Below are 18,518 nucleotides of genomic sequence, written 5' to 3'. Positions count from 1 at the left end.
TATTGATATGGCTTCGCTGATTTGTGGCTCGCTTGCATTTGACACCATCATGAGTTTTGAAGGACGCTTTGCTGAGCAAATCTTGCCAGACCAATTGCACATTTTGAATGTGTCGTTTTTGGTGCCCGCTTTGCGACGCGACTTTGGGGGCTGTGCGGGCAACATTGCCTACAGTTTGAAAATCTTGGGCGGGTCACCTTTGCCCATGGCGACACTGGGGACCGATGGCAGTGATTATTTTCAGCGGCTCAAAGACTTGGGCATTCCGACCGAGTTTGTGCACCAAGTCGAAGGCACGTACACCGCCCAAGCCATGATCATGACGGACCGTGACAACAACCAAATCACAGCCTTTCACCCCGGTGCCATGATGCAAGCGCACACCTTGCAGATTGAAAAGCGCAGCGACATCAAACTGGGCATCATCTCGCCCGATGGTCGTGACGCCATGCTGCAGCATGCCGAGCAATTCAAGAAAGCCGACATTCCTTTTGTGTTCGATCCAGGCCAGGGCCTGCCTATGTTTGACGGCTCCGAATTGGCGCACTTCATTGACCAATCGACGTGGGTCACCGTCAATGACTACGAGGGCAAGATGTTGTGCGACCGAACGGGCCTGAGCAGCGCAGACATTTCCCGCCGCGTTCAAGGCTTGATCGTCACGCTGGGTGCAGAGGGCTGCGACGTTTGGATCGATGGTGAAAAAACCTGGGTCCCCCCAGTCAAGGCTCAGGCGGTGGTCGATCCCACAGGCTGTGGAGACGCATGGCGCGGCGCTTTGTTGTTTGGCTTAGAGCAAGGCTGGTCACTGGCGAAATGCGCCGCTTTGGGCAATCAAGTGGGGGCACTGAAGATCGCCCAACGGGGACCGCAAAACTACACCCTTGAATCCTTGGCCATCGCTTGATCCCTTAACACGGCCCAACGGGCATGGGCAGTGGCGCTTGCACTGACTTGCAAGTGCTTGCGCTTAGAGGTCAGGCCGCGCACCAAGGTCACTTGGTTTTTAGGCACTTTGAGTGTTTCTGCCAGCCACACCGTCAAGGCTGTGTTGGCCTTGCCGTCTACCGGTGGTGCATGCAAGCGCACCCGCAAGGCGCCATCGTGCATACCATCGGCTTGGGTGCGTGATGCATTGGGAATCACGTGGATCTCCACCATCACCGCGCCATCTTTTTGTACGCGCATAAAACTCAATGTAGGCTGCGTCATGGCATCACATTCATTCACGCCATGAAAAAGCCCGAAGCCTTGCGACTTCGGGCTTGAGCTGACGGAAGAACCGTCACCACTGATCGTGAAATCAGGGCTTGCTGGCGGTCGGAAACGGCCACGCAGCTTGAGGGTTCAGCGTCGTCTGCGCAGGGGCAGCGGGTGCTTTCGCAGCTTTCTTGGCGGCTGGTTTTTTGGCGGCTTTCTTGGCAGCAGGCTTTTTAGCAGCTGGTTTCTTGGCAGCAGCTTTTTTCGCTACTTTTTTAGCAGCAACTTTTTTGGCTGCTGGCTTTTTAGCAGCTGCTTTTTTAGCAACAGGCTTCTTAGCAGCAACTTTTTTGGCTGCTGGCTTTTTAGCGGCTACTTTTTTAGCAACAGGCTTCTTAGCAGCAACTTTTTTAGCTGCTGGCTTTTTAGCTGCTACTTTTTTAGCGGCCGGCTTTTTAGCGGCTACTTTTTTGGCTGCGGGCTTTTTGGCCACAACAGCTTTCTTTGCGGGGGCCTTTTTAGCGGCCGGTTTTTTTGCAGTTGCCATTTTTATATTCTCCTAGATCAAGTTGAGATCATTGGGTGAAAAGCACTTCGCATCTGTTGGATGCATGCGAAGCGATTCATGGCGCTGGACCCGGGTCCAACCCCATGAACACAGTGAGTCAGACACACCACCTCGAATTGGGTGTTTGTGTGTGTGTCGGACAAATCGGTTGTCATCGTGTGTGTGGCATCAATCCCACGACAGAGCACCACCAGATTGGTACTCGATCACACGGGTTTCAAAGAAATTGCGTTCCTTTTTGAGGTCGATCATCTCGCTCATCCAGGGGAAAGGATTCTCTTCATTGGGAAACAGCTGCTCCAAACCAATCTGGGTGGCGCGGCGGTTGGCAATGTAGCGCAAGTAACCCTTGAACATGGAGGCATTCAAACCCAGCACACCGCGTGGCATGGTGTCTTCGGCATAGCGGTATTCGAGTTCCACCGCTTTCATGAACAAGTCCTTGATTTCTGCTTTGAAATCAGCGGTCCACAGATGTGGGTTTTCGAGCTTGATGGTGTTGATCAAGTCAATGCCAAAGTTGCAGTGCATAGACTCATCGCGCAAGATGTACTGGTACTGCTCGGCAGCACCTGTCATTTTGTTTTGGCGACCCAGTGCCAGAATTTGTGTGAAGCCCACGTAGAAGAACAAGCCTTCCATCAAGCATGCAAAAACAATCAAAGATTTCAACAGCGTTTGATCGGTTTCAGGTGTGCCCGTGTGGAAATTGGGATTCATGATCGCGTCAATGAACGGGATCAGGAATTCGTCTTTGTCACGGATTGACTTCACTTCATGGTAAGCGTTGAAGATTTCAGACTCGTCCAGACCCAAAGACTCCACAATGTATTGGTAAGCATGGGTATGGATAGCCTCTTCAAAGGCTTGACGCAACAAGAACTGACGGCATTCAGGCGCTGTGATGTGGCGGTAGGTGCCCAGCACGATGTTGTTGGCGGCCAAGGAGTCGGCCGTCACAAAGAAACCCAAGTTGCGCATCACCAAGCGGCGTTCGTCGTCACTCAGACCATTGGGGTCTTTCCACAACGCGATGTCGCGCGTCATGTTCACTTCTTGTGGCATCCAATGGTTGGCACAGGTCGCCAGGTATTTTTCCCAAGCCCACTTGTACTTAAAGGGAACCAGTTGGTTCACATCGGTCTGACCATTGATGATGCGCTTGTCAGCTGCATTGACGCGTCGTTCGCTAGATGCAGCACTCGAAGGCGCAGGCGCCATCGGCGCGGTTGCACCGTCGTTCAAGGTGCGTACTGAAGCGACGGGTGCTGCAGAAAGAGGCGGGAGTTCCATCGAGCGGGCAGAGATGCCGCTGGCGAGTGGTGATGGCGATGAGGGCTTGACTTCTTCGTCCCAGGTCAACATAGAAAATTTTCCAATACGCTAATTATGAATGCAACGAAGAGAAACGCAAAGCGTTCCTTCACTTCGTTGCAGATTTGTGTTGCTCAATTGCAAAAAATCACTGGCACGATTCGCAGGTGGGATCGTCCACGCCACAGAATTTGATGTCGGTGGCAGGGATTGCATTCATCTGTGCTTGTGCCGCAGCCGCAGCTGCTTCGAGTGCACTCATGCCACTGTTGCTCACGCCGCTGGACGACACTGCATTGTGTGAACCCGCTTGCACGGTAGATTTCTCGACTTGTTGAGCACTGGATGTGCGCAGGTAGTAGGTGGTCTTCAAGCCACGCAGCCAGGCAAGTTTGTAGGTCTCGTCCAGCTTCTTGCCCGATGCACCCGCCATGTAGATGTTGAGGGACTGTGCTTGGTCAATCCACTTTTGGCGACGTGCCGCAGCTTCTACCAACCAGGTCGCCTCGACTTCAAATGCGGTGGCATACAAGGCTTTGATTTCTTGTGGCACGCGGTCAATGGGACGCAAGGAGCCGTCGAAGTGTTTCAAGTCCATCACCATCACATCGTCCCACAAGCCTAGGCGCTTCAAGTCGCGCACCAAGTAGCCATTGATCACGGTGAATTCGCCGGACAAGTTGGACTTGACCGAGAGGTTGCCAAAGCAAGGCTCAATCGAGGCGTCCACGCCAATGATGTTGGAGATGGTGGCCGTGGGGGCAATGGCCACGCAGTTGGAGTTGCGCATGCCGTCTTGAGCGATCTTTTTGCGCAGAGCATCCCAGTCCAAGGTCGCTGAGCGGTCGACTTCGACATAACCACCGCGCTCTTTGGCCAGCATGTCCAAAGTGTCCAGAGGCAACAGGCCACGGTCCCACAACGAACCTTTGTAGCTGGAGTACTTGCCACGCTCTTTGGCCAATTCGGTGGACGCCCAGTAGGCGTAGTAGCAAATGGCTTCCATCGATGTGTCGGCGAATTCCACGGCCGCTTGTGATGCATAAGGAATGCGCATCTCGTACAAGCTGTCTTGGAAAGACATCACGCCCAAACCCACAGGGCGGTGGCGCAGGTTGGAGTCACGCGCTTTTTTGACCGCGTAGTAGTTGATGTCGATCACGTTGTCGAGCATGCGCATGGCCACGTTGATGGTGCGCTTGAGTTTGTCGTGGTCGATTTCTTTGCCGTTGGGGCCGTCTTTCAAATGCTGCGAGAGGTTCACTGAACCCAGGTTACACACCGCGGTTTCGGTGTCGCTGGTGTTGAGCGTGATCTCGGTGCACAGGTTGGACGAGTGCACCACACCTGCGTGCTGTTGGGGTGAACGTACATTGCACGCATCTTTGAAGGTGATCCAAGGATGACCGGTTTCAAACAGCATGGAGAGCATCTTGCGCCACATATCGGTGGCTTGCACGGTTTTGCTGGGTTTGATTTCGCCGCGACGAGCCTTTTCTTCGTAAGCCACATAGGCTTTCTCGAACGCTGATCCGAACAGGTCATGCAGATCAGGCACATCGGAAGGGGAGAACAAGGTCCACTCGCCCTTTTCCATCACGCGACGCATGAACAAATCAGGAATCCAATTGGCCGTGTTCATGTCGTGGGTGCGTCGGCGGTCGTCGCCGGTGTTCTTGCGCAACTCCAAGAACTCTTCAATGTCCAAGTGCCATGTTTCCAAATAGGTACACACCGCACCCTTGCGTTTGCCACCTTGGTTCACAGCCACAGCCGTGTCGTTGACCACTTTCAGGAACGGCACCACGCCTTGCGATTCGCCGTTGGTGCCTTTGATGTGACTGCCCAAGGCGCGAACGCGCGTCCAGTCATTGCCCAATCCGCCGGCAAATTTGGACAGCAGGGCGTTTTCTTTGATCGATTCGTAAATGCCGTCCAAATGGTCAGGCACCGTAGTCAGGTAGCAGCTGGAGAGTTGTGAGCGCAAGGTGCCGCTGTTGAACAATGTCGGTGTGCTCGACATGAAGTCGAAAGACGACAGTACTTCATAGAACTCAATCGCGCGGGCTTCACGGTCAATTTCGTCCAGTGACAGGCCCATTGCCACGCGCATGAAGAAGGCTTGTGGCAGTTCGATGCGTTGTTTGCGCACGTGCAAAAAGTAACGGTCGTACAGGGTTTGCAGGCCCAGGTAATCAAACTTCAAATCACGATCGGCTTTGAGTGCTTGGCCCAAGCGCGCCAAGTCGAATTGCAGCAAACGCTCGTCGAGCAAGTCGTTGTCGACCCCTTTTCGGATGAATTGAGGGAAATACTCGGCGTAATGTTGACCCATGTCTGAATGGGCTACTTCTTGACCGAGCACTTCGCGCACGATGGTGTGCATCAGCAAACGGGCGGTGGCGTAGGTGTAGTCAGGGTCTTTTTCAATCAGGGTGCGCGTGGCCAAGATGGCGGCTTTGTACACCTCGTCCATGGGCACGCCGTCATACAGGTTGCGCATGGTCTCTGCCAAGATAGGGTCCGGTTTGACATCGGCGCCCAAGCCCATGCAGGCATCCTGAATCAAGCTTTGCAGATGATCCATGTCAAGGGGGACACGTTGTCCACCTTCCATCACATGAAGCGCTGGCACAGCTGGGCTGTGTTGTTCTTTGATGTGCGCGCGTTCTTGTGTACGGCGCTCACGGTACAGCACGTAAGCGCGGGCAATTTCATGGTGGCCTCCGCGCATCAAGCCCAACTCGACTTGGTCTTGCACGTCTTCAATGTGGAAGGTGCCACCACCTGGGCGTGAACGCATCAGCGCACGCACCACCGCTTGGGTGAGTGCATCCACCACTTCACGAACGCTGGCCGACGCCGCCCCTTGGGTGCCGTGCACAGCCAAAAACGCTTTCATCATCGCCACAGCAATTTTGGCTGGCTCAAACGGCACCACAGCACCATTGCGACGAATGATTTGGTAATGGGCCAGCATGGAGACACTGTCCAAAGCGACGCGATCTTGTGGCGCGGGCATGGGGCTTGTGCTGGCTGTCTGTGGCGCGTTTTCAGCGATTTGCATGACGGTGTTTATCCTTGTGATTGATTGACATTGTGTGGGGCGTGGCATGACGCGTGTCGGTCTGCCGTATTGCCTCTGGTGCGTGATGTGCTCAAACCACGTCACCAACAAGGCACACTATATCTGGTGTTGGGGTGGCCTTCAAGACGCTACGGGTAGTGTTTTCATGGACAAATGCGGCTCAGGGTGATTTTCCAAGCCAGCCCTTGGGTGCTTGATTTTTTGACATGCAATTGAAACCCAAGGCACATGCGGTTGTTCAAATAAAACCCAGAATCCATGCCACTTTTGAGCAAGTTTGGCGTGCCAAAGCCCGTCGTTTCAAGAGATGCAAAAAACCCAATCCAGTGATGCCCCGCTTGGGTGCATGCGAGACGGCCTAAGATTTTTTTTCTTCGATCGAAGAAAGAAAAGTATTTTGGGGAAAACACCGATCAGCCCAGCCCAAACGCTGTTGCAAAAAGCGCCAATCAAAGCCGGGTCCAGGGTCTTGTTTTCGTCCGGGTGCCACATGCTCGTGTCCCGCCAAATGGGCGATGGGGTAATGTTGTGCGATGGCCTGTATCAGTTTTCCCAGTGTTTCATACTGGGCAGGTTCAAAAATTTGACCATCCAGTCCTTCGAGCTCAATGCCAATCGAGTCGTTGTTGCAATCGTCGCGGCCCCGATAGTGGGATCGCCCCGCGTGCCAAGCGCGGTCATCGCAGCTCACGAACTGGATCAATTCACCATGGCGTCGAATGAAAAAATGTGCGGACACCTCCATTCCACGAATTTGCGCAAAGTAGGGGTGAGCCTCCCAATCCAGTGAGTTGGTAAACAGGGCGGGCACTTGGGGCCCCCCGTACTCACCTGGGGGGAGGCTGATGGCATGGATCACCACCAAATCCACCTCGCCGCCCATGGGGCGTGGCCCAAAGTTGGGGGAGTGCATGTGTTGCGCGTCTTGGAACCAGCCTTGGCGCCACAGCGAGACGGCGCTCATTCGCTGGCCCTCATGCTTCTCTCAGCTGGCGATGCGCCTCGCTGCAATACACCGCTTGTTGACCGGCCACCGCATCGTCGCTGGGCACATGGGCCCCACAGTGTGCACAAGTCACCATGGCTTGAGGCCCCGAGGGCTTGCTTTGTTGTGCGCTTTTATGGTCAGGTCGTTGTTTGCGAATCCACCAGATACCGGCCAACACCATCACCAGCAAGATCAGGTACTTCATAGGCTTCTGCCCAACACCACTTCCAGCACAAAGCGAGAACCGGCATAGCCCAGCAACAGCAAGCCTGAGCCGATGTAGAGCACGCGCACCGCGGTGCGGCCTCGCCAACCAAAACGGTTGCGTCCAATCAGCAACGCCGCAAAGGTCAACCAAGACAAGACAGAAAACACCGTTTTGTGGTTCCAGCGCCAAGCAGCTTGTTCGCCATACAGGCTGTCACCAAACAACCAACCTGCGGCCAAGGTGGCCGTTAGCAAGGCAAATCCGCCGGAAACAAAGCGAAACGTCAGGCGTTCCAGCGTCAACAAAGGCAGGCCGATGTGGGTATCGGCGCCAAGGCGCATGTTCTTTTCTGCCCGGGTCATCAACCACGCGTGGAACACAGCGGCGGCAAACAAACCGTAGGAGGCAATGCCCAGCGCCCAATGCATGGGCAACCAAGGCGATGCCGCGACGTGCAATGGAGCGCCCGGAAACAGGGCGGCCAACAGCACCACCACGGCACCCAAGCTGGCCAATGTCCAGCGGATGCGCAACTGTGGGAACCAATGCTGCTCCAACAAATAAAAAGTGAACATCAACCAAGCGGTCACCGACAAAGCGGGCGCAAAACCAAAGCGGGCAAAACCCTCTTGCGCACCAAACAAGGCAAACACCAAGCCTAAGCCGTGCAAGACCCAAGGCATCACCAACAAACGATGTCCCGTGGAAGGCGCAATGCGCGGGCCCATCAGCGCTGTCAAGGCATACGCTGCCGCTGTGGGCACTCCAAGCCACAGGGTGTGTGGGACGTCGCTGGCTAAAATCATGTCGCAAGTTTAGCGTTTTGCTCGACCCACAGACCCAACTCACTTTGGGGTTATCGATGGCTTCCACCCTCACCGACAAACTCTCACGCCTGGTCAAACACATCAGCGGACAGGCCCGCATCACCGAAAGCAACGTCGCCGACATGTTGCGCGAGGTGCGCATGGCCTTGCTCGAGGCCGACGTGGCCTTGCCCGTGGTGCGCGACTTCATTGCCCGCGTGAAAGAAAAGGCTTTGGGCCAAGAAGTCATTGGCTCACTGCAACCAGGCCAGGCCTTGGTGGCCATCGTCAACCAAGAGTTGGCCGCCACCATGGGCGAGGGGGTGAGCGACCTCAATTTGGCGGCACAACCACCCGCCGTCATCCTGATGGCGGGCTTGCAGGGCGCGGGTAAAACCACCACCACCGCCAAGCTGGCGCGCTGGCTGATCAACCAGCGCAAAAAGAAAGTGCTCACCGTCTCTGGTGACGTGTACCGTCCAGCCGCCATTGAGCAGTTGAAAACCGTGACGGCACAAGCTGGGGCCGAATGGTTCCCCAGCAGCCCCGATCAAAAACCCGAAGACATTGCGCGTGCGGCGCTCGACTATGCGCGCAAACATTACTTTGATGTGCTGCTGGTCGACACGGCGGGCCGCTTGGCCATTGACGAAGCGCTGATGCAAGAAATCAAAACCTTGCACAGTGTGCTCAACCCGGTGGAGACCTTGTTCGTGGTCGACGCCATGCAGGGTCAAGACGCCATCAACACGGCCAAAGCCTTCAAAGAAGCCTTGCCGCTCACCGGCATTGTGTTGACCAAACTCGACGGCGACTCACGCGGTGGTGCTGCGTTGTCGGTGCGCCAAATCACCGGCGCGCCCATCAAGTTTGCAGGTACCAGCGAAAAACTCGATGGCCTGGAACTCTTCGATGCCCAACGCCACGCCGGTCGCGTCTTGGGCATGGGTGACATCTTGGCCTTGGTCGAGCAAGTCACGGCCGGTGTCGACATGGAGGCCGCGCAAAAGCTGGCCGACAAAGTCAAACGCGGCGACGCTTTTGACTTGAACGACTTCTTGTCCCAAATTCAGCAGATGCGCTCCATGGGTGGCTTGTCGAGCCTGATGGACAAATTGCCCACTCAGATGGCGGCCAAAGCCAGCGAAGTCGACATGACCCGCGCCGAAAAAGACATCGGTCGCAAGCAGGGCATCATCCACAGCATGACCGCGCTGGAGCGCCGCAAACCCGACCTCATCAAAGCCACCCGCAAACGTCGCATCGCTGCTGGTGCTGGGGTTCAAGTGCAAGACGTCAACCGCCTGCTCAAAGAATTTGAGCAAATGCAAGACATGATGAAAAAAATGCGCGGTGGTGGCCTCATGAAAATGATGAAGCGCATGGGTGGCATGAAAGGCATGCCCGGCATGGGCGGGGGCGGCTTCCCCGGCATGCGCTGAGCACCACACCCCCAAGCGCTGGCCTGGTGACTGCTGATGTGACCAGCAGCACAGGCCCAAGAATCAGTACTGGCTGGCCGGTAAATCCACCTGCATCCCGTCCATCGCCTCGGTCAGCCTGATCTGACACGACAAACGGCTGTTGGCCTGGCGTGTGCAGGCAGCAAAGTCGAGCATGCCGTCTTCGTCGTCGCTCATGGCGGGCAACTGGCTCAGCTAGGGTTCGCGCACCATCACATGGCAGGTGGCGCAGGTCAGGGTGCCGCCGCAGTCGGCGGCCACGCCCTCGATATCGGCTGACACAGCCGCCTTCATCAAGCTGTGCCCGGGTTTGGCCTCGATGGTGGTGCCTTGCGTGTCTTGGGCATGGTTGAAGAGGGTGATGCGAATCATCAAAATGGTCCTTGTGCGTGTTGTCAGATGCGGCTGAAATATTCTCGGCGCTGAAACTCTAGCGTGTCTTCGGCGGCTTCAAAGCGCTGCTGCTCCGACTGTTTGATGCGGCTGTAGTAGCGCACAAACGCATCGCCAAACCCTTGCGCCATGGCCGCATCGGCTTGAAAGGCGTTCAAGGCCTCGCCCAAATGGCTCGGAATGCGTGTGCTGCCTGTGTCGTCGACGGGCAGGGTTTGATACGGCGCTTCGGTGGCCAGCGGCGGCATGCGCTGTTGCGCCATGCCTGCCAAGCCCGCGTGAATTTGCGAGGCCATGTACAGATAGGGGTTGGCAGCGGGTTCGCCCAAACGGTTTTCAATCCGTGTGGCAGGGTCGCCCGCCTGGCCCACCACGCGCAACATGGCGCCACGGTTGTCGCGTCCCCACACAATGGCCTGTGGGGCCAAGGCGTTGGGTTGAAAACGTCCGTAGCCATTGGCCGTGGGCGTGCACAGCAGCGTGCTGCCTTGGGCATGGTCGAGCAAGCCTGCCAAATAATGCGCCCCCAAGTCGGACAGCGTGTGCCGTGCGTCATGGGCCTGGGTGTGGGTTGCCGCCTCGTCGCGCATCAGCACATTACGCCCGTCGCTCAAGCGCACCAGCGACTGATGCAAATGCCAGCCGCTGGACATGATGTGTTGAAACGGGGGGCGGCACATGAAGGTTGCGTGGTAGCCCGCACGTCGCAGCGCTTGGCGCACCCCATTGCGAAACAGCACCATGTTGTCGGCAGCCGTCAGTGCGTCCGTGGCACTGAACACCGCTTCCACTTGGCTGGGCCCGAACTCAATTTCCAACGACAACAAAGGCAGCCCCAAGCCTTGCGCGGTGCGCTGCACGATGCGCAGCGGCTCCTCGCATTGGTCCATGTCGTGCTCGGACAGCAGGCGGTAGCCCGGGTGAATCATGCGCACCGCTGGCGCACGGCCTGGCCAAGCGGCCAAGTCGGGGTCAAGGTCTTTGCCCTGCGTGGCGTCTTGCAAGCGGTAAATGTGAAATTCAATTTCCAGGCCGCACTTGAGCCCTAAACCCTGCTCAGCCAAACGAGCGAGTGCGCTTTGCAATTGGTGGCGGCTGTCCAGCGCCACAGGCTGTGCGTTGGGAAACCAAGGCTGGCATTGCAGCCAAGCGGTGTTGTCCACCCACGGCAAGATGTGCAGGCTGTCCGGGTCGGGCATCAGCAGCAAGTTGCTGGCAAATTCAAAGCCCGGCAACTCATCGCTGATGCTGGCTTCAAACACCTTGAACGCGGTGCGGTCTGAGGTGTCTTTGAGCAGCAAGGTGCTCACCATGCCCACCCCGTGGTGCAGTGCTTCAATGGCGGCTTCGGTCACCAAGGTTTTGCAGCGTGTCACGCCGTGCACATCGCACCAGGCCAAGCGCACCAGCTCGATGTCGCTGGCGCGCAGCAGCTGTGTGGTGCGGGCCACCGCCGCTTGCCATGCTGGCGTGTCTAAGCCACAGCGTGTGGCAAAGCGGCTCATGCATTCACCTGGGGATGGAGGTTTTCGGCGTCGGTGGAGGCTGAGGTCAGTGCCGCAGGCCAAGGCGCGCCGGCACGCTTGGCCTCTACGGCGCGCTGCCACCAGGCTTGCCAGTCGTGCGCGGGGGCAATGCCGTCCACCGTGTCGGGGCCGATGCGTTGGCTCGCCACCTCGGCTTGCGCCAAGCCGGGTGGCAGCTTGCCCGCAGCCACATCGTCAATCGCTTGCAACAGCGTGCGGCGGTTGGCCATGATGGCTTTGTCACTGGTGCCCAGGTGCTCTCGCGTGCGGTCTTGAATTGGCCCCATGCTTTCGCAAGCCCATTGGTCATGCACATTGATGTCGTTCTCGCCCATGCCCAGGAAAGTGCGCGTCATTTGTTCTTGCGGGTCAAACCCCCACTGGTTGTGGCGGCCTGATTTGGGTGTGTAGTCGGGCAAATCAATCGCTTGCAAACGTTGGTTGCGCATGGCCTCTTTGTCCACCGGGCCCTCAAAACTGGTGAACACCGAATACCAATACGTGTGCGTGTCATCCACCGGCACATGCATCTGCGTGATGGTCATGGTCTCGGAGAGCGGAATCACAAAGGTGTGCGGAAAAATCGCATTCGTCACCCGCACATGGGTCAAGGCCTCGGTCATCGGGCGCAGGCTGGTCAAGCGCATGCCAAACGGCATGGCTTCCACACTGATCTGGGGTTGGTCAAACTCGCGCATCACCCGGGTCATGGGCCAGCGCTGTCCCTCAATCTCACCAGCGCTGGCACCGCGAAACTGTTTGCCATAGGTGTCGTCCAGTGATTCGTCGTTGAAAAACCGGTGCAAGAACGAGGCATGCGCGGGGTCCACCCCCACCTCAAAGGCCTGCAACCAGTTGCACTGCCACAAACCTTTGAAGGCAAAGGTGTGGCTGTTGGGGGCGGTGAAACAGTCGAGCGCTGGAAACGGCGGTGGCGTGACGTCTTGCGGTCCGAACCAGCCAAACAAAATCCCGCTGCGCTCCACCAACGGGTAGCTGCGTTGCTTCACATGCGTGCACAGCTTGCTGCCCGTGGGCTCGGCCGGGGTCTCGGTGCATTGGCCGGTCACATCAAATTTCCAGCCGTGAAACGGGCAGCGCAGGCCATCTCCTTCGTTGCGGCCAAACGCCAGGTCGGCACCCCGGTGCGGGCAGTCGCGGTCGAGCAGGCCAAACACGCCTTGCGCGTTTTTGAACAACACCAAGTCTTGTCCCAACACCCGCACCGCTTTGACTGGGCGCACGCCCATGCGTGCATCCAGCGTGGGGTTGAACTCGTCCACCAGCGCCACCGGTTGCCAGTAGTGGCGCATCACATCGCCACACGGTGTGCCCGGGCCAATGCGCGTGACGCGCTCGTTGAGTTCTGCTTTCATGGCTTGCCTCTGTGTCTTGGTATGCGCTCTTTATACAACGCAGGCGCTGATGCTTTTTTGACTTGGCACAGCCCGCGTGCACGTGGGCGACAGCACAATACGCCCATGACGCATCTGTTGTTTGTGTACGGCACCTTGTTGCCTGGCTTGTGTCGCCATGAGGTGATGCAAGGCGCACGCCCTGTGGGCGCTGCGCAGGTGCCAGGCAGTTTGTTTGACTTGGGCGCTTACCCCGCGCTGGTGGGCGGTGCAGGCCAAGTGCAAGGCCAAGTGTTTGAGGTGGACGACGCCATGCTGGTGCGCTTGGACGAGGTGGAGTCCTACCAGCCCGAACGCCCCGAGCGATGCGAATACCTGCGCGAACGCATGGCGGTTGACCTGAGCGATGGCCGCCGCTTGCAAGCGTGGACCTATGTGTACAACCGCAGCCTAGAAGGCTGTGTGCCGATCCCGCACGGCGACTACCTGCGGTATTTGAAAGACACGGGCTACACCCCGACGTGGTGAGCCCCACGTCGGCTGGCTTTCACACCGTTTCTTTGACCAACACCTGCCCACGCAGCGAATGCGGATAGGCTTCGCTGATCGTCACATCGATCATTTGACCGAGCAAGCGTTCCGAGTTGGGGCCGCCCGCAAAGTTGACGATGCGGTTGCACTCGGTGCGGCCCATCAGCTCGGTGGCATCTTTGCGCGACCAGCCTTCCACCATGATGCGTTGGGTCGAGCCCACGCGCTGCACGTTGATGGCGCGCACGTTGTCGTCGATGATTTTTTGCACTTCTTGCAAGCGACGCAGCTTCACGCTGTGCGGTGTGTCATCGTGCAAGTTGGCAGCCGGTGTGCCGGGGCGTGGGCTGAAGATGAAGCTGAACGAGTTGTCGTAATACACATCGTGCATGAGCTTGATGAGCTTTTGATGGTCTTCTTCGGTCTCACCGGGAAAGCCCACAATGAAGTCGCTGCTCATGGCCATGTCGGGGCGAATGGCGCGCAGTTTGCGCACCGTGCTCTTGTATTCCATCGCGGTGTAGCCGCGTTTCATGGCCATCAAAATGCGGTCGCTGCCGTGCTGCACGGGCAAATGCAAATGGCTCACCAGTTGGGGCACCTTGGCGTACACATCGATCAAGCGTTGTGTGAACTCATTGGGGTGGCTGGTCGTGTAGCGGATGCGCTCCACGCCTGGAATTTCAGCCACATACTCAATCAGCAAGGCAAAGTCGGCGATCTCTGCGGTGCCGCCCATCACACCCCGGTAGGCGTTGACGTTTTGTCCCAGCAGCGTGATCTCTTTCACGCCCTGCGCGGCCAGGCCCGCCACTTCCACCAGCACATCGTCAAACGGACGGCTCACTTCTTCGCCACGGGTGTAGGGCACCACGCAGTAGCTGCAATATTTGCTGCACCCTTCCATGATGCTCACATACGCGCTGCCACCTTCCACGCGGGCGGGGGGCAAGTGGTCGAATTTTTCAATCTCGGGAAAGCTGATGTCCACCTGAGGCCGCATCTGCGACTCACGTTGGTTCAGCAACTCGGGCAAGCGGTGCAGGGTTTGCGGGCCAAACACCACATCCACATAAGGCGCGCGCGCAATGATGGCGTCGCCCTCTTGGCTGGCCACACAGCCACCCACCGCAATCTTGACGCCTTTGGCCTTGAGGTGTTGCACCCGGCCCAGGTCAGAAAACACTTTCTCTTGCGCTTTCTCGCGCACCGAACAGGTGTTGAACACAATCAGGTCGGCCAGTTCGGGGTCATCGGTTTTTTCGTAGCCATCGGACTGCCCAAGCACATCGGCCATCTTGTCCGAGTCGTACTCGTTCATTTGGCAACCGAAGGTTTTGATAAAGACTTTGCGGCTCATGCGTGAGCCTCCCCGAGGGGGCAAGTGCAGCGTTTCATGGGGTTCATCCAGAGGCTGTTGAAGAAGACCGCCATTGTAGGTGCGGCCTGCTTGTGTGGGCTTTGCCATGGACCGCAAGCGGCCATGCCCCTTGGCAGGCGTTGCACACGCACTTGCGCACGCACCCACGGATTCACTCACTCAAGCTGGGCATCGCCTGGGGTGCGTGGATGCCCGCCAGTGTTCACGCCCCGCGTGCGCGTGCCACCGCGTGTTCAGCCGCCAAATAGCCAAAGGTCAAGCCCGGGCCGATGGTGATGCCAGGGCCCGGATAGGCCCCGCCCATGATCGAGTGCATGTCGTTGCCACAGGCGTACAAGCCCGCGATGGGCGTGCCTTGGGCGTCCAGCGCACGGGCATGCACATCGGTGCGCAAACCCGTGGCCGCACCAATGTCACCTGGGTACAAACGCAGGGCATAAAAAGGCGCTTGCGTGAGCGGGCCCAAACAGGGGTTGGGGCCGTCCCAGCTGGCGTCGCCGTTGGCGCGTTGGTAATCGGTGGTGCCACGCGCAAACGCGGTGTCTGTGCCTTGGGTTGCCATGGCATTGAATTCGCGCACCGTGGCTTCCAGCGTGCCGGGGTGCATGCCGAGTTTTTGTGCCAACTCGCTCAAGCTGTGGGCTTGCGTCAAGTAGCCATCGGCCAAGAACGGTGCCAGGCCACCACCACCTGGGCGCACCATGCCCATGCCATAGCGCTTCAAGGCTGCGGCGTCGGCCAGCAACCAGGCTGGCACGCTGGGCGCGTGGGGGTGGGCTTGCTGCATCGCCATGCCAAACAGGTGGTACGAGGTCGATTCGTTGACAAACCGTTCGCCCGCTTGGTTCACCGTCACCATGCCGGGCTTGCCGCGGTCCATCACAAAGTGGGGAAACACGGCAGTGCTGCCATCGGCACGCTGGCGGGTCGACACCGGGGCCCAGAAGGCATGGCTCATGCCGCCGGTGCCAAAGCACGCACCTGCCGCCAGCGCCAAGTCTTGCGCCGAGCCGGTGTGGCCCGGCGCACCGGGGCACCAACGCACATCGGCACCGGGCAACATTTCGCCGCGTTTTTGCGGGTGGCGGTTGAAGCCGCCACTGGCCATCACCACGCCGCCCTTCACGCGCACGGTGCGTTGCACATCGTCTTGGCGCAGCACCACCGCTTGTATGGCGTCGCCCTCTTTCACCAGTCGTTCCACCTGGGTGTGTGTGACGATGTTCACCCCGCGTTGCAGCAGCGAATACAACAGCCGTGCGATCAGGGCATTGCCCATCACCAAGCGTGTGCCCCGTCCCCACAACAGTTTGTCCAAAGCGTGGCGCACGATGATGCGGGTTGCATAGGCGAACGAGGTCCAAGACTGCGTGAGCTTGAGCAAGTGACCAATGTCGTCGCGGTCCACCATCATGCCGCCGAGCACGGTGAATTCAGGAATCGGCGGGCGAATCAGCTTCAACGCCGCACCCAACCGGCGGCCATCAAACGGCATGGGTTCAATCGCACGGCCGCGCAACACCGAGCCTTCCAGCTCCGACAGGTAGTCCGGGTGCAAGGTGCGCACTTGGTACTGCACTTCGGTGTGGGCTTCTAAGGTCGCCACGGCTTTCGCGCCATGGTCGACAAACGCGTGGCGCAAGGCAGCGTCTGCCTTGTCGCCCACCGCGTGGTTCAAAAAGGTTTTGGCGCGCTCGGGCGTGTCGCCAGGTTCCACCGCCAAGCCCTTGGCCGTGCCAGGGACCCAACTGGTGCCTGCCGATAAAGCGGTGGTGCCGCCCAGGTAGTCGGTGCTTTCCACCAACAGCACGCGTGCGCCTTGCAGCGCCGCAAACAAGGCCGATGACATGCCCGCCCCGCCAGCGCCGATGACCAGCACATCCACGCTGGCGTCCTCGCTGAATTGGTCGAGTTGGGTGTTCGGTGGGGTGCTGGGAGACCAGGTACTCATGGCGTGGGCGTGCTTTCCAACAAAAATTGCACCATCAAATCGCGCACTTGCGCAAACATGTCAGCACCCGTCAGGGTACGGCAGCCTTGCTGGCGTGCAGCGGCAATCCAAGGCGACACCGCTGGGGCGGTGATCACGCAGCCCGCGAACGCCGTGCTGCTGAGGCCTTGCACCTCCAGGGGCAAGGGGTCGGTGTCTTTCATGCCAATCGGCGTGGCGTTGATGGCGATGTCAAAGCCTGCGGGGTTGGGGCTACCCGCTGTCACATGGGCTGTCCCTAAGCTGGCCAGTCGCGCCACCAAGGTGTCGCGTCGTGTGGTGTCGGGGTCGTGGATGGCCAGCTCGCGCACACCCGCCATCACCAAGCCGTGGGCAATGGCCGATCCCGCGCCTCCTGCGCCCACCAGCAAAGCGGTCTGGCCTTGCGGGTCACAGCCCTTCAAGCGCATGGCTTGCACATAGCCCAGGCCATCGAACATGTCGCCATGCCAGCTGCCGTCGGCATTGCGGCGTAGGGTGTTGACGGTTTTCAAAAACTCGGCGCGCGGCGAGGCCGTGGCGCACAGGCTGTAGCAGTCAAACTTGTGGGGCACGGTCACGATCACGCCGTCCACATTGCGCGATTGGGACACACCGTCCAACCACGCCGCCAAGTTGGCGGTGGGCACATGGGCCGGAACGCAAATGGCGTCGCGACCGGCTTGCTCAAACGCCTGGGTCACGCCAAACGGTGATTTGACTTGGGCGATCGGGTCCCCCACGATGAAATGCACCCGGGTGGCGCCACTGAAGTTGTCGAGCATGTCTGAACTCAGAAATTGGAAACAGGCTGATTATAGTTAAAAGTGGAATATCATTCAACTATTGAATTTAATTCTGAAAATCGCTAGACTGCCCTCCAGCCCCTCACCTCAGAACGGTTGCACAACGATGAACGGTGTCCTTGAACGAACCCTTGGCCTATTGGAGCTGCTCAGCGCCCATGGCGAAGGCATGGAGCTGGCGGCCATGGCCGACCAGCTCCATATCCCGCGCAGCGCGGTGCACCGCTTGTTGGCGGATTTGATCCGCTGTGGCTATGTGCGCCAAACCCGCGACCACGGCGACTACGTGCTCACCACCAAGCTGGTGTCGATGGGCCTGAGCTTTTTGAGCAACACCGGCATCGTCGACGTGGCCCAGCCCCTGCTCGACCGCTTGGCCGAGATTTCGGGTGAGCTGGTGCGTTTGTCGGTGGTCGACGGCGAGCGGCTGACCTGGGTGGCCCGCGCCCAAGGGGCCCGCCAAGGCCTGCGTTACGACCCCGACATGGGCAACGACGCCCGCTTGAGCTGTTCGGCCTCGGGCTTGGCTTGGCTCATGGCCTTGCCTGATGACGCCGCCTTGGCCTTGGTCTCCAAACAAGGCTTGGGCCTGCCCGCCGACTACGGCCCCAACGCCCCCACCAGCTTGCAGGCGGTGTTGGACCAACTGCAGGCAGCCCGCACGCGTGGCTACAGCCTCACGCAAGAAACCTTCACGGCGGGCCTCAACGCCATGGCCGCGCCCGTGCGCCTGAACGGCCAGCCGCCCATGGGCATCTTGACCATCGCCGGGCCCACGGTGCGCTTCACCGAAGCGCGCATGCTGGCCTTGGGTGACGAACTGCAATCGTTCGCGGCGCAACTGGCCGCAGCCAGTGGGGCGTCGCCCTTCTTCAACCAACGCGCTTCGGCGAAAGATCGCCAGCCGATCTACGCGCCTTAA

At 58.6% G+C, this 18,518-nt stretch carries 18 protein-coding genes; 4 read left to right on the top strand and 14 right to left on the bottom strand.

Annotation, left to right across the window (positions count from 1 at the left end):
* Positions 1 to 7: 7 nt before the first annotated feature.
* On the top strand, positions 8 to 907 hold the full coding sequence (locus ACKWJN_RS16870; protein ID WP_408598843.1) for a carbohydrate kinase family protein: 900 nt from the start codon (positions 8 to 10) through the stop codon (positions 905 to 907).
* Here ACKWJN_RS16870 and ACKWJN_RS16865 read toward each other — a convergent pair.
* The 7 genes from ACKWJN_RS16865 to ACKWJN_RS16835 form a co-directional block, all read right to left on the bottom strand.
* Positions 877 to 1,212, bottom strand: a complete 336-nt coding sequence (locus ACKWJN_RS16865; RefSeq protein ID WP_408598841.1) for a DUF167 domain-containing protein — start codon at positions 1,210 to 1,212, stop codon at positions 877 to 879. The two genes, ACKWJN_RS16870 and ACKWJN_RS16865, sit on opposite strands and share 31 nt — an antisense overlap.
* A gap of 91 nt (positions 1,213 to 1,303) precedes the next feature.
* On the bottom strand, positions 1,304 to 1,747 hold the full coding sequence (locus ACKWJN_RS16860) for a histone H1-like DNA-binding protein (RefSeq protein WP_100145343.1): 444 nt from the start codon (positions 1,745 to 1,747) through the stop codon (positions 1,304 to 1,306).
* A 189-nt stretch (positions 1,748 to 1,936) separates the two neighbouring features.
* Complete coding sequence (locus tag ACKWJN_RS16855) at positions 1,937 to 3,133, bottom strand: ribonucleotide-diphosphate reductase subunit beta (RefSeq protein WP_408598839.1); 1,197 nt, start codon at positions 3,131 to 3,133, stop codon at positions 1,937 to 1,939.
* A gap of 97 nt (positions 3,134 to 3,230) precedes the next feature.
* Positions 3,231 to 6,149: a ribonucleoside-diphosphate reductase subunit alpha gene (locus ACKWJN_RS16850; protein WP_408598838.1), complete on the bottom strand. Its 2,919-nt coding sequence runs from the start codon at positions 6,147 to 6,149 to the stop codon at positions 3,231 to 3,233.
* 379 nt (positions 6,150 to 6,528) lie between these two features.
* Entirely contained in the window at positions 6,529 to 7,134 is a 606-nt protein-coding gene (gene ampD / locus ACKWJN_RS16845; protein WP_408598836.1) for a 1,6-anhydro-N-acetylmuramyl-L-alanine amidase AmpD, read from the bottom strand.
* A 10-nt stretch (positions 7,135 to 7,144) separates the two neighbouring features.
* Positions 7,145 to 7,363: a PP0621 family protein gene (locus ACKWJN_RS16840; RefSeq protein WP_408598835.1), complete on the bottom strand. Its 219-nt coding sequence runs from the start codon at positions 7,361 to 7,363 to the stop codon at positions 7,145 to 7,147.
* Entirely contained in the window at positions 7,360 to 8,172 is an 813-nt protein-coding gene (locus ACKWJN_RS16835) for an inner membrane protein YpjD (RefSeq protein ID WP_408598833.1), read from the bottom strand. Before ACKWJN_RS16835 ends, ACKWJN_RS16840 begins: the two co-directional genes overlap by 4 nt.
* Positions 8,173 to 8,228: 56 nt before the next feature.
* Here ACKWJN_RS16835 and ffh point away from each other — a divergent pair, with 56 nt between their 5' ends.
* A complete protein-coding gene (gene ffh / locus ACKWJN_RS16830; protein ID WP_408598831.1) occupies positions 8,229 to 9,614 on the top strand; it encodes a signal recognition particle protein in 1,386 nt (461 codons plus the stop codon).
* A gap of 63 nt (positions 9,615 to 9,677) precedes the next feature.
* On the opposite strand, the gene ACKWJN_RS16825 is transcribed toward ffh, so the two are convergent.
* The 4 genes from ACKWJN_RS16825 to ACKWJN_RS16810 are packed head-to-tail and all read right to left on the bottom strand — an operon-like array spanning position 9,678 to position 12,930.
* Positions 9,678 to 9,812 carry a hypothetical protein gene (locus ACKWJN_RS16825; protein ID WP_408598829.1) on the bottom strand — a complete coding sequence of 45 codons (135 nt, stop codon included), beginning with the start codon at positions 9,810 to 9,812 and terminating at the stop codon, positions 9,678 to 9,680.
* An 18-nt stretch (positions 9,813 to 9,830) separates the two neighbouring features.
* Positions 9,831 to 10,007: a 2Fe-2S iron-sulfur cluster-binding protein gene (locus ACKWJN_RS16820; RefSeq protein ID WP_408598828.1), complete on the bottom strand. Its 177-nt coding sequence runs from the start codon at positions 10,005 to 10,007 to the stop codon at positions 9,831 to 9,833.
* A gap of 23 nt (positions 10,008 to 10,030) precedes the next feature.
* Complete coding sequence (locus ACKWJN_RS16815) at positions 10,031 to 11,533, bottom strand: glutamine synthetase family protein (RefSeq protein ID WP_408598826.1); 1,503 nt, start codon at positions 11,531 to 11,533, stop codon at positions 10,031 to 10,033.
* On the bottom strand, positions 11,530 to 12,930 hold the full coding sequence (locus tag ACKWJN_RS16810) for a Rieske 2Fe-2S domain-containing protein (RefSeq protein ID WP_408598825.1): 1,401 nt from the start codon (positions 12,928 to 12,930) through the stop codon (positions 11,530 to 11,532). Before ACKWJN_RS16810 ends, ACKWJN_RS16815 begins: the two co-directional genes overlap by 4 nt.
* Before the next feature lie 105 nt (positions 12,931 to 13,035).
* On the opposite strand from ACKWJN_RS16810, the gene ACKWJN_RS16805 reads away from it, so the two are divergent.
* Positions 13,036 to 13,437 carry a gamma-glutamylcyclotransferase gene (locus ACKWJN_RS16805; protein WP_408598823.1) on the top strand — a complete coding sequence of 134 codons (402 nt, stop codon included), beginning with the start codon at positions 13,036 to 13,038 and terminating at the stop codon, positions 13,435 to 13,437.
* Between the two features lie 19 nt (positions 13,438 to 13,456).
* On the opposite strand, the gene miaB is transcribed toward ACKWJN_RS16805, so the two are convergent.
* From miaB to ACKWJN_RS16790, 3 genes are all read right to left on the bottom strand, one after another.
* Positions 13,457 to 14,800: a tRNA (N6-isopentenyl adenosine(37)-C2)-methylthiotransferase MiaB gene (gene miaB, locus ACKWJN_RS16800; protein ID WP_408598822.1), complete on the bottom strand. Its 1,344-nt coding sequence runs from the start codon at positions 14,798 to 14,800 to the stop codon at positions 13,457 to 13,459.
* 223 nt (positions 14,801 to 15,023) lie between these two features.
* Positions 15,024 to 16,772: an FAD-dependent oxidoreductase gene (locus ACKWJN_RS16795; RefSeq protein ID WP_408598821.1), complete on the bottom strand. Its 1,749-nt coding sequence runs from the start codon at positions 16,770 to 16,772 to the stop codon at positions 15,024 to 15,026.
* Positions 16,769 to 17,575 (bottom strand): shikimate dehydrogenase family protein, encoded by an 807-nt coding sequence (locus tag ACKWJN_RS16790; RefSeq protein WP_408598820.1) that lies wholly within the window; start codon positions 17,573 to 17,575, stop codon positions 16,769 to 16,771. Before ACKWJN_RS16790 ends, ACKWJN_RS16795 begins: the two co-directional genes overlap by 4 nt.
* A 127-nt stretch (positions 17,576 to 17,702) precedes the next feature.
* Between ACKWJN_RS16790 and ACKWJN_RS16785 the strand changes: the two genes are divergently transcribed.
* Complete coding sequence (locus ACKWJN_RS16785) at positions 17,703 to 18,518, top strand: IclR family transcriptional regulator (RefSeq protein ID WP_408598818.1); 816 nt, start codon at positions 17,703 to 17,705, stop codon at positions 18,516 to 18,518.

Source organism: Limnohabitans sp. (assembly GCF_046052825.1).
Taxonomy (GTDB): Bacteria; Pseudomonadota; Gammaproteobacteria; order Burkholderiales; family Burkholderiaceae_C; genus Limnohabitans.
Note: the sequence above shows the minus strand (reverse complement) of the source record. Positions and strands in the feature narration are given on the sequence as shown.

Excerpts from the sequence above, each read along its gene's own strand:
- ACKWJN_RS16855 (WP_408598839.1), bottom strand. The coding sequence starts at position 3,133 with ATGTTGACCTGGGACGAAGAAGTCAAGCCCTCATCGCCATCACCACTC.
- ampD (WP_408598836.1), bottom strand. The coding sequence starts at position 7,134 with ATGAGCGCCGTCTCGCTGTGGCGCCAAGGCTGGTTCCAAGACGCGCAA.
- miaB (WP_408598822.1), bottom strand. The coding sequence starts at position 14,800 with ATGAGCCGCAAAGTCTTTATCAAAACCTTCGGTTGCCAAATGAACGAG.
- ACKWJN_RS16815 (WP_408598826.1), bottom strand. The coding sequence starts at position 11,533 with ATGAGCCGCTTTGCCACACGCTGTGGCTTAGACACGCCAGCATGGCAA.
- ACKWJN_RS16790 (WP_408598820.1), bottom strand. The coding sequence starts at position 17,575 with ATGCTCGACAACTTCAGTGGCGCCACCCGGGTGCATTTCATCGTGGGG.
- ACKWJN_RS16835 (WP_408598833.1), bottom strand. The coding sequence starts at position 8,172 with ATGATTTTAGCCAGCGACGTCCCACACACCCTGTGGCTTGGAGTGCCC.
- ACKWJN_RS16825 (WP_408598829.1), bottom strand. The coding sequence starts at position 9,812 with ATGAGCGACGACGAAGACGGCATGCTCGACTTTGCTGCCTGCACACGC.
- ACKWJN_RS16805 (WP_408598823.1), top strand. The coding sequence starts at position 13,036 with ATGACGCATCTGTTGTTTGTGTACGGCACCTTGTTGCCTGGCTTGTGT.
- ACKWJN_RS16785 (WP_408598818.1), top strand. The coding sequence starts at position 17,703 with ATGAACGGTGTCCTTGAACGAACCCTTGGCCTATTGGAGCTGCTCAGC.
- ACKWJN_RS16850 (WP_408598838.1), bottom strand. The coding sequence starts at position 6,149 with ATGCAAATCGCTGAAAACGCGCCACAGACAGCCAGCACAAGCCCCATG.
- ACKWJN_RS16870 (WP_408598843.1), top strand. The coding sequence starts at position 8 with ATGGCTTCGCTGATTTGTGGCTCGCTTGCATTTGACACCATCATGAGT.
- ACKWJN_RS16840 (WP_408598835.1), bottom strand. The coding sequence starts at position 7,363 with ATGAAGTACCTGATCTTGCTGGTGATGGTGTTGGCCGGTATCTGGTGG.
- ffh (WP_408598831.1), top strand. The coding sequence starts at position 8,229 with ATGGCTTCCACCCTCACCGACAAACTCTCACGCCTGGTCAAACACATC.
- ACKWJN_RS16820 (WP_408598828.1), bottom strand. The coding sequence starts at position 10,007 with ATGATTCGCATCACCCTCTTCAACCATGCCCAAGACACGCAAGGCACC.
- ACKWJN_RS16810 (WP_408598825.1), bottom strand. The coding sequence starts at position 12,930 with ATGAAAGCAGAACTCAACGAGCGCGTCACGCGCATTGGCCCGGGCACA.
- ACKWJN_RS16795 (WP_408598821.1), bottom strand. The coding sequence starts at position 16,772 with ATGAGTACCTGGTCTCCCAGCACCCCACCGAACACCCAACTCGACCAA.
- ACKWJN_RS16865 (WP_408598841.1), bottom strand. The coding sequence starts at position 1,212 with ATGACGCAGCCTACATTGAGTTTTATGCGCGTACAAAAAGATGGCGCG.
- ACKWJN_RS16860 (WP_100145343.1), bottom strand. The coding sequence starts at position 1,747 with ATGGCAACTGCAAAAAAACCGGCCGCTAAAAAGGCCCCCGCAAAGAAA.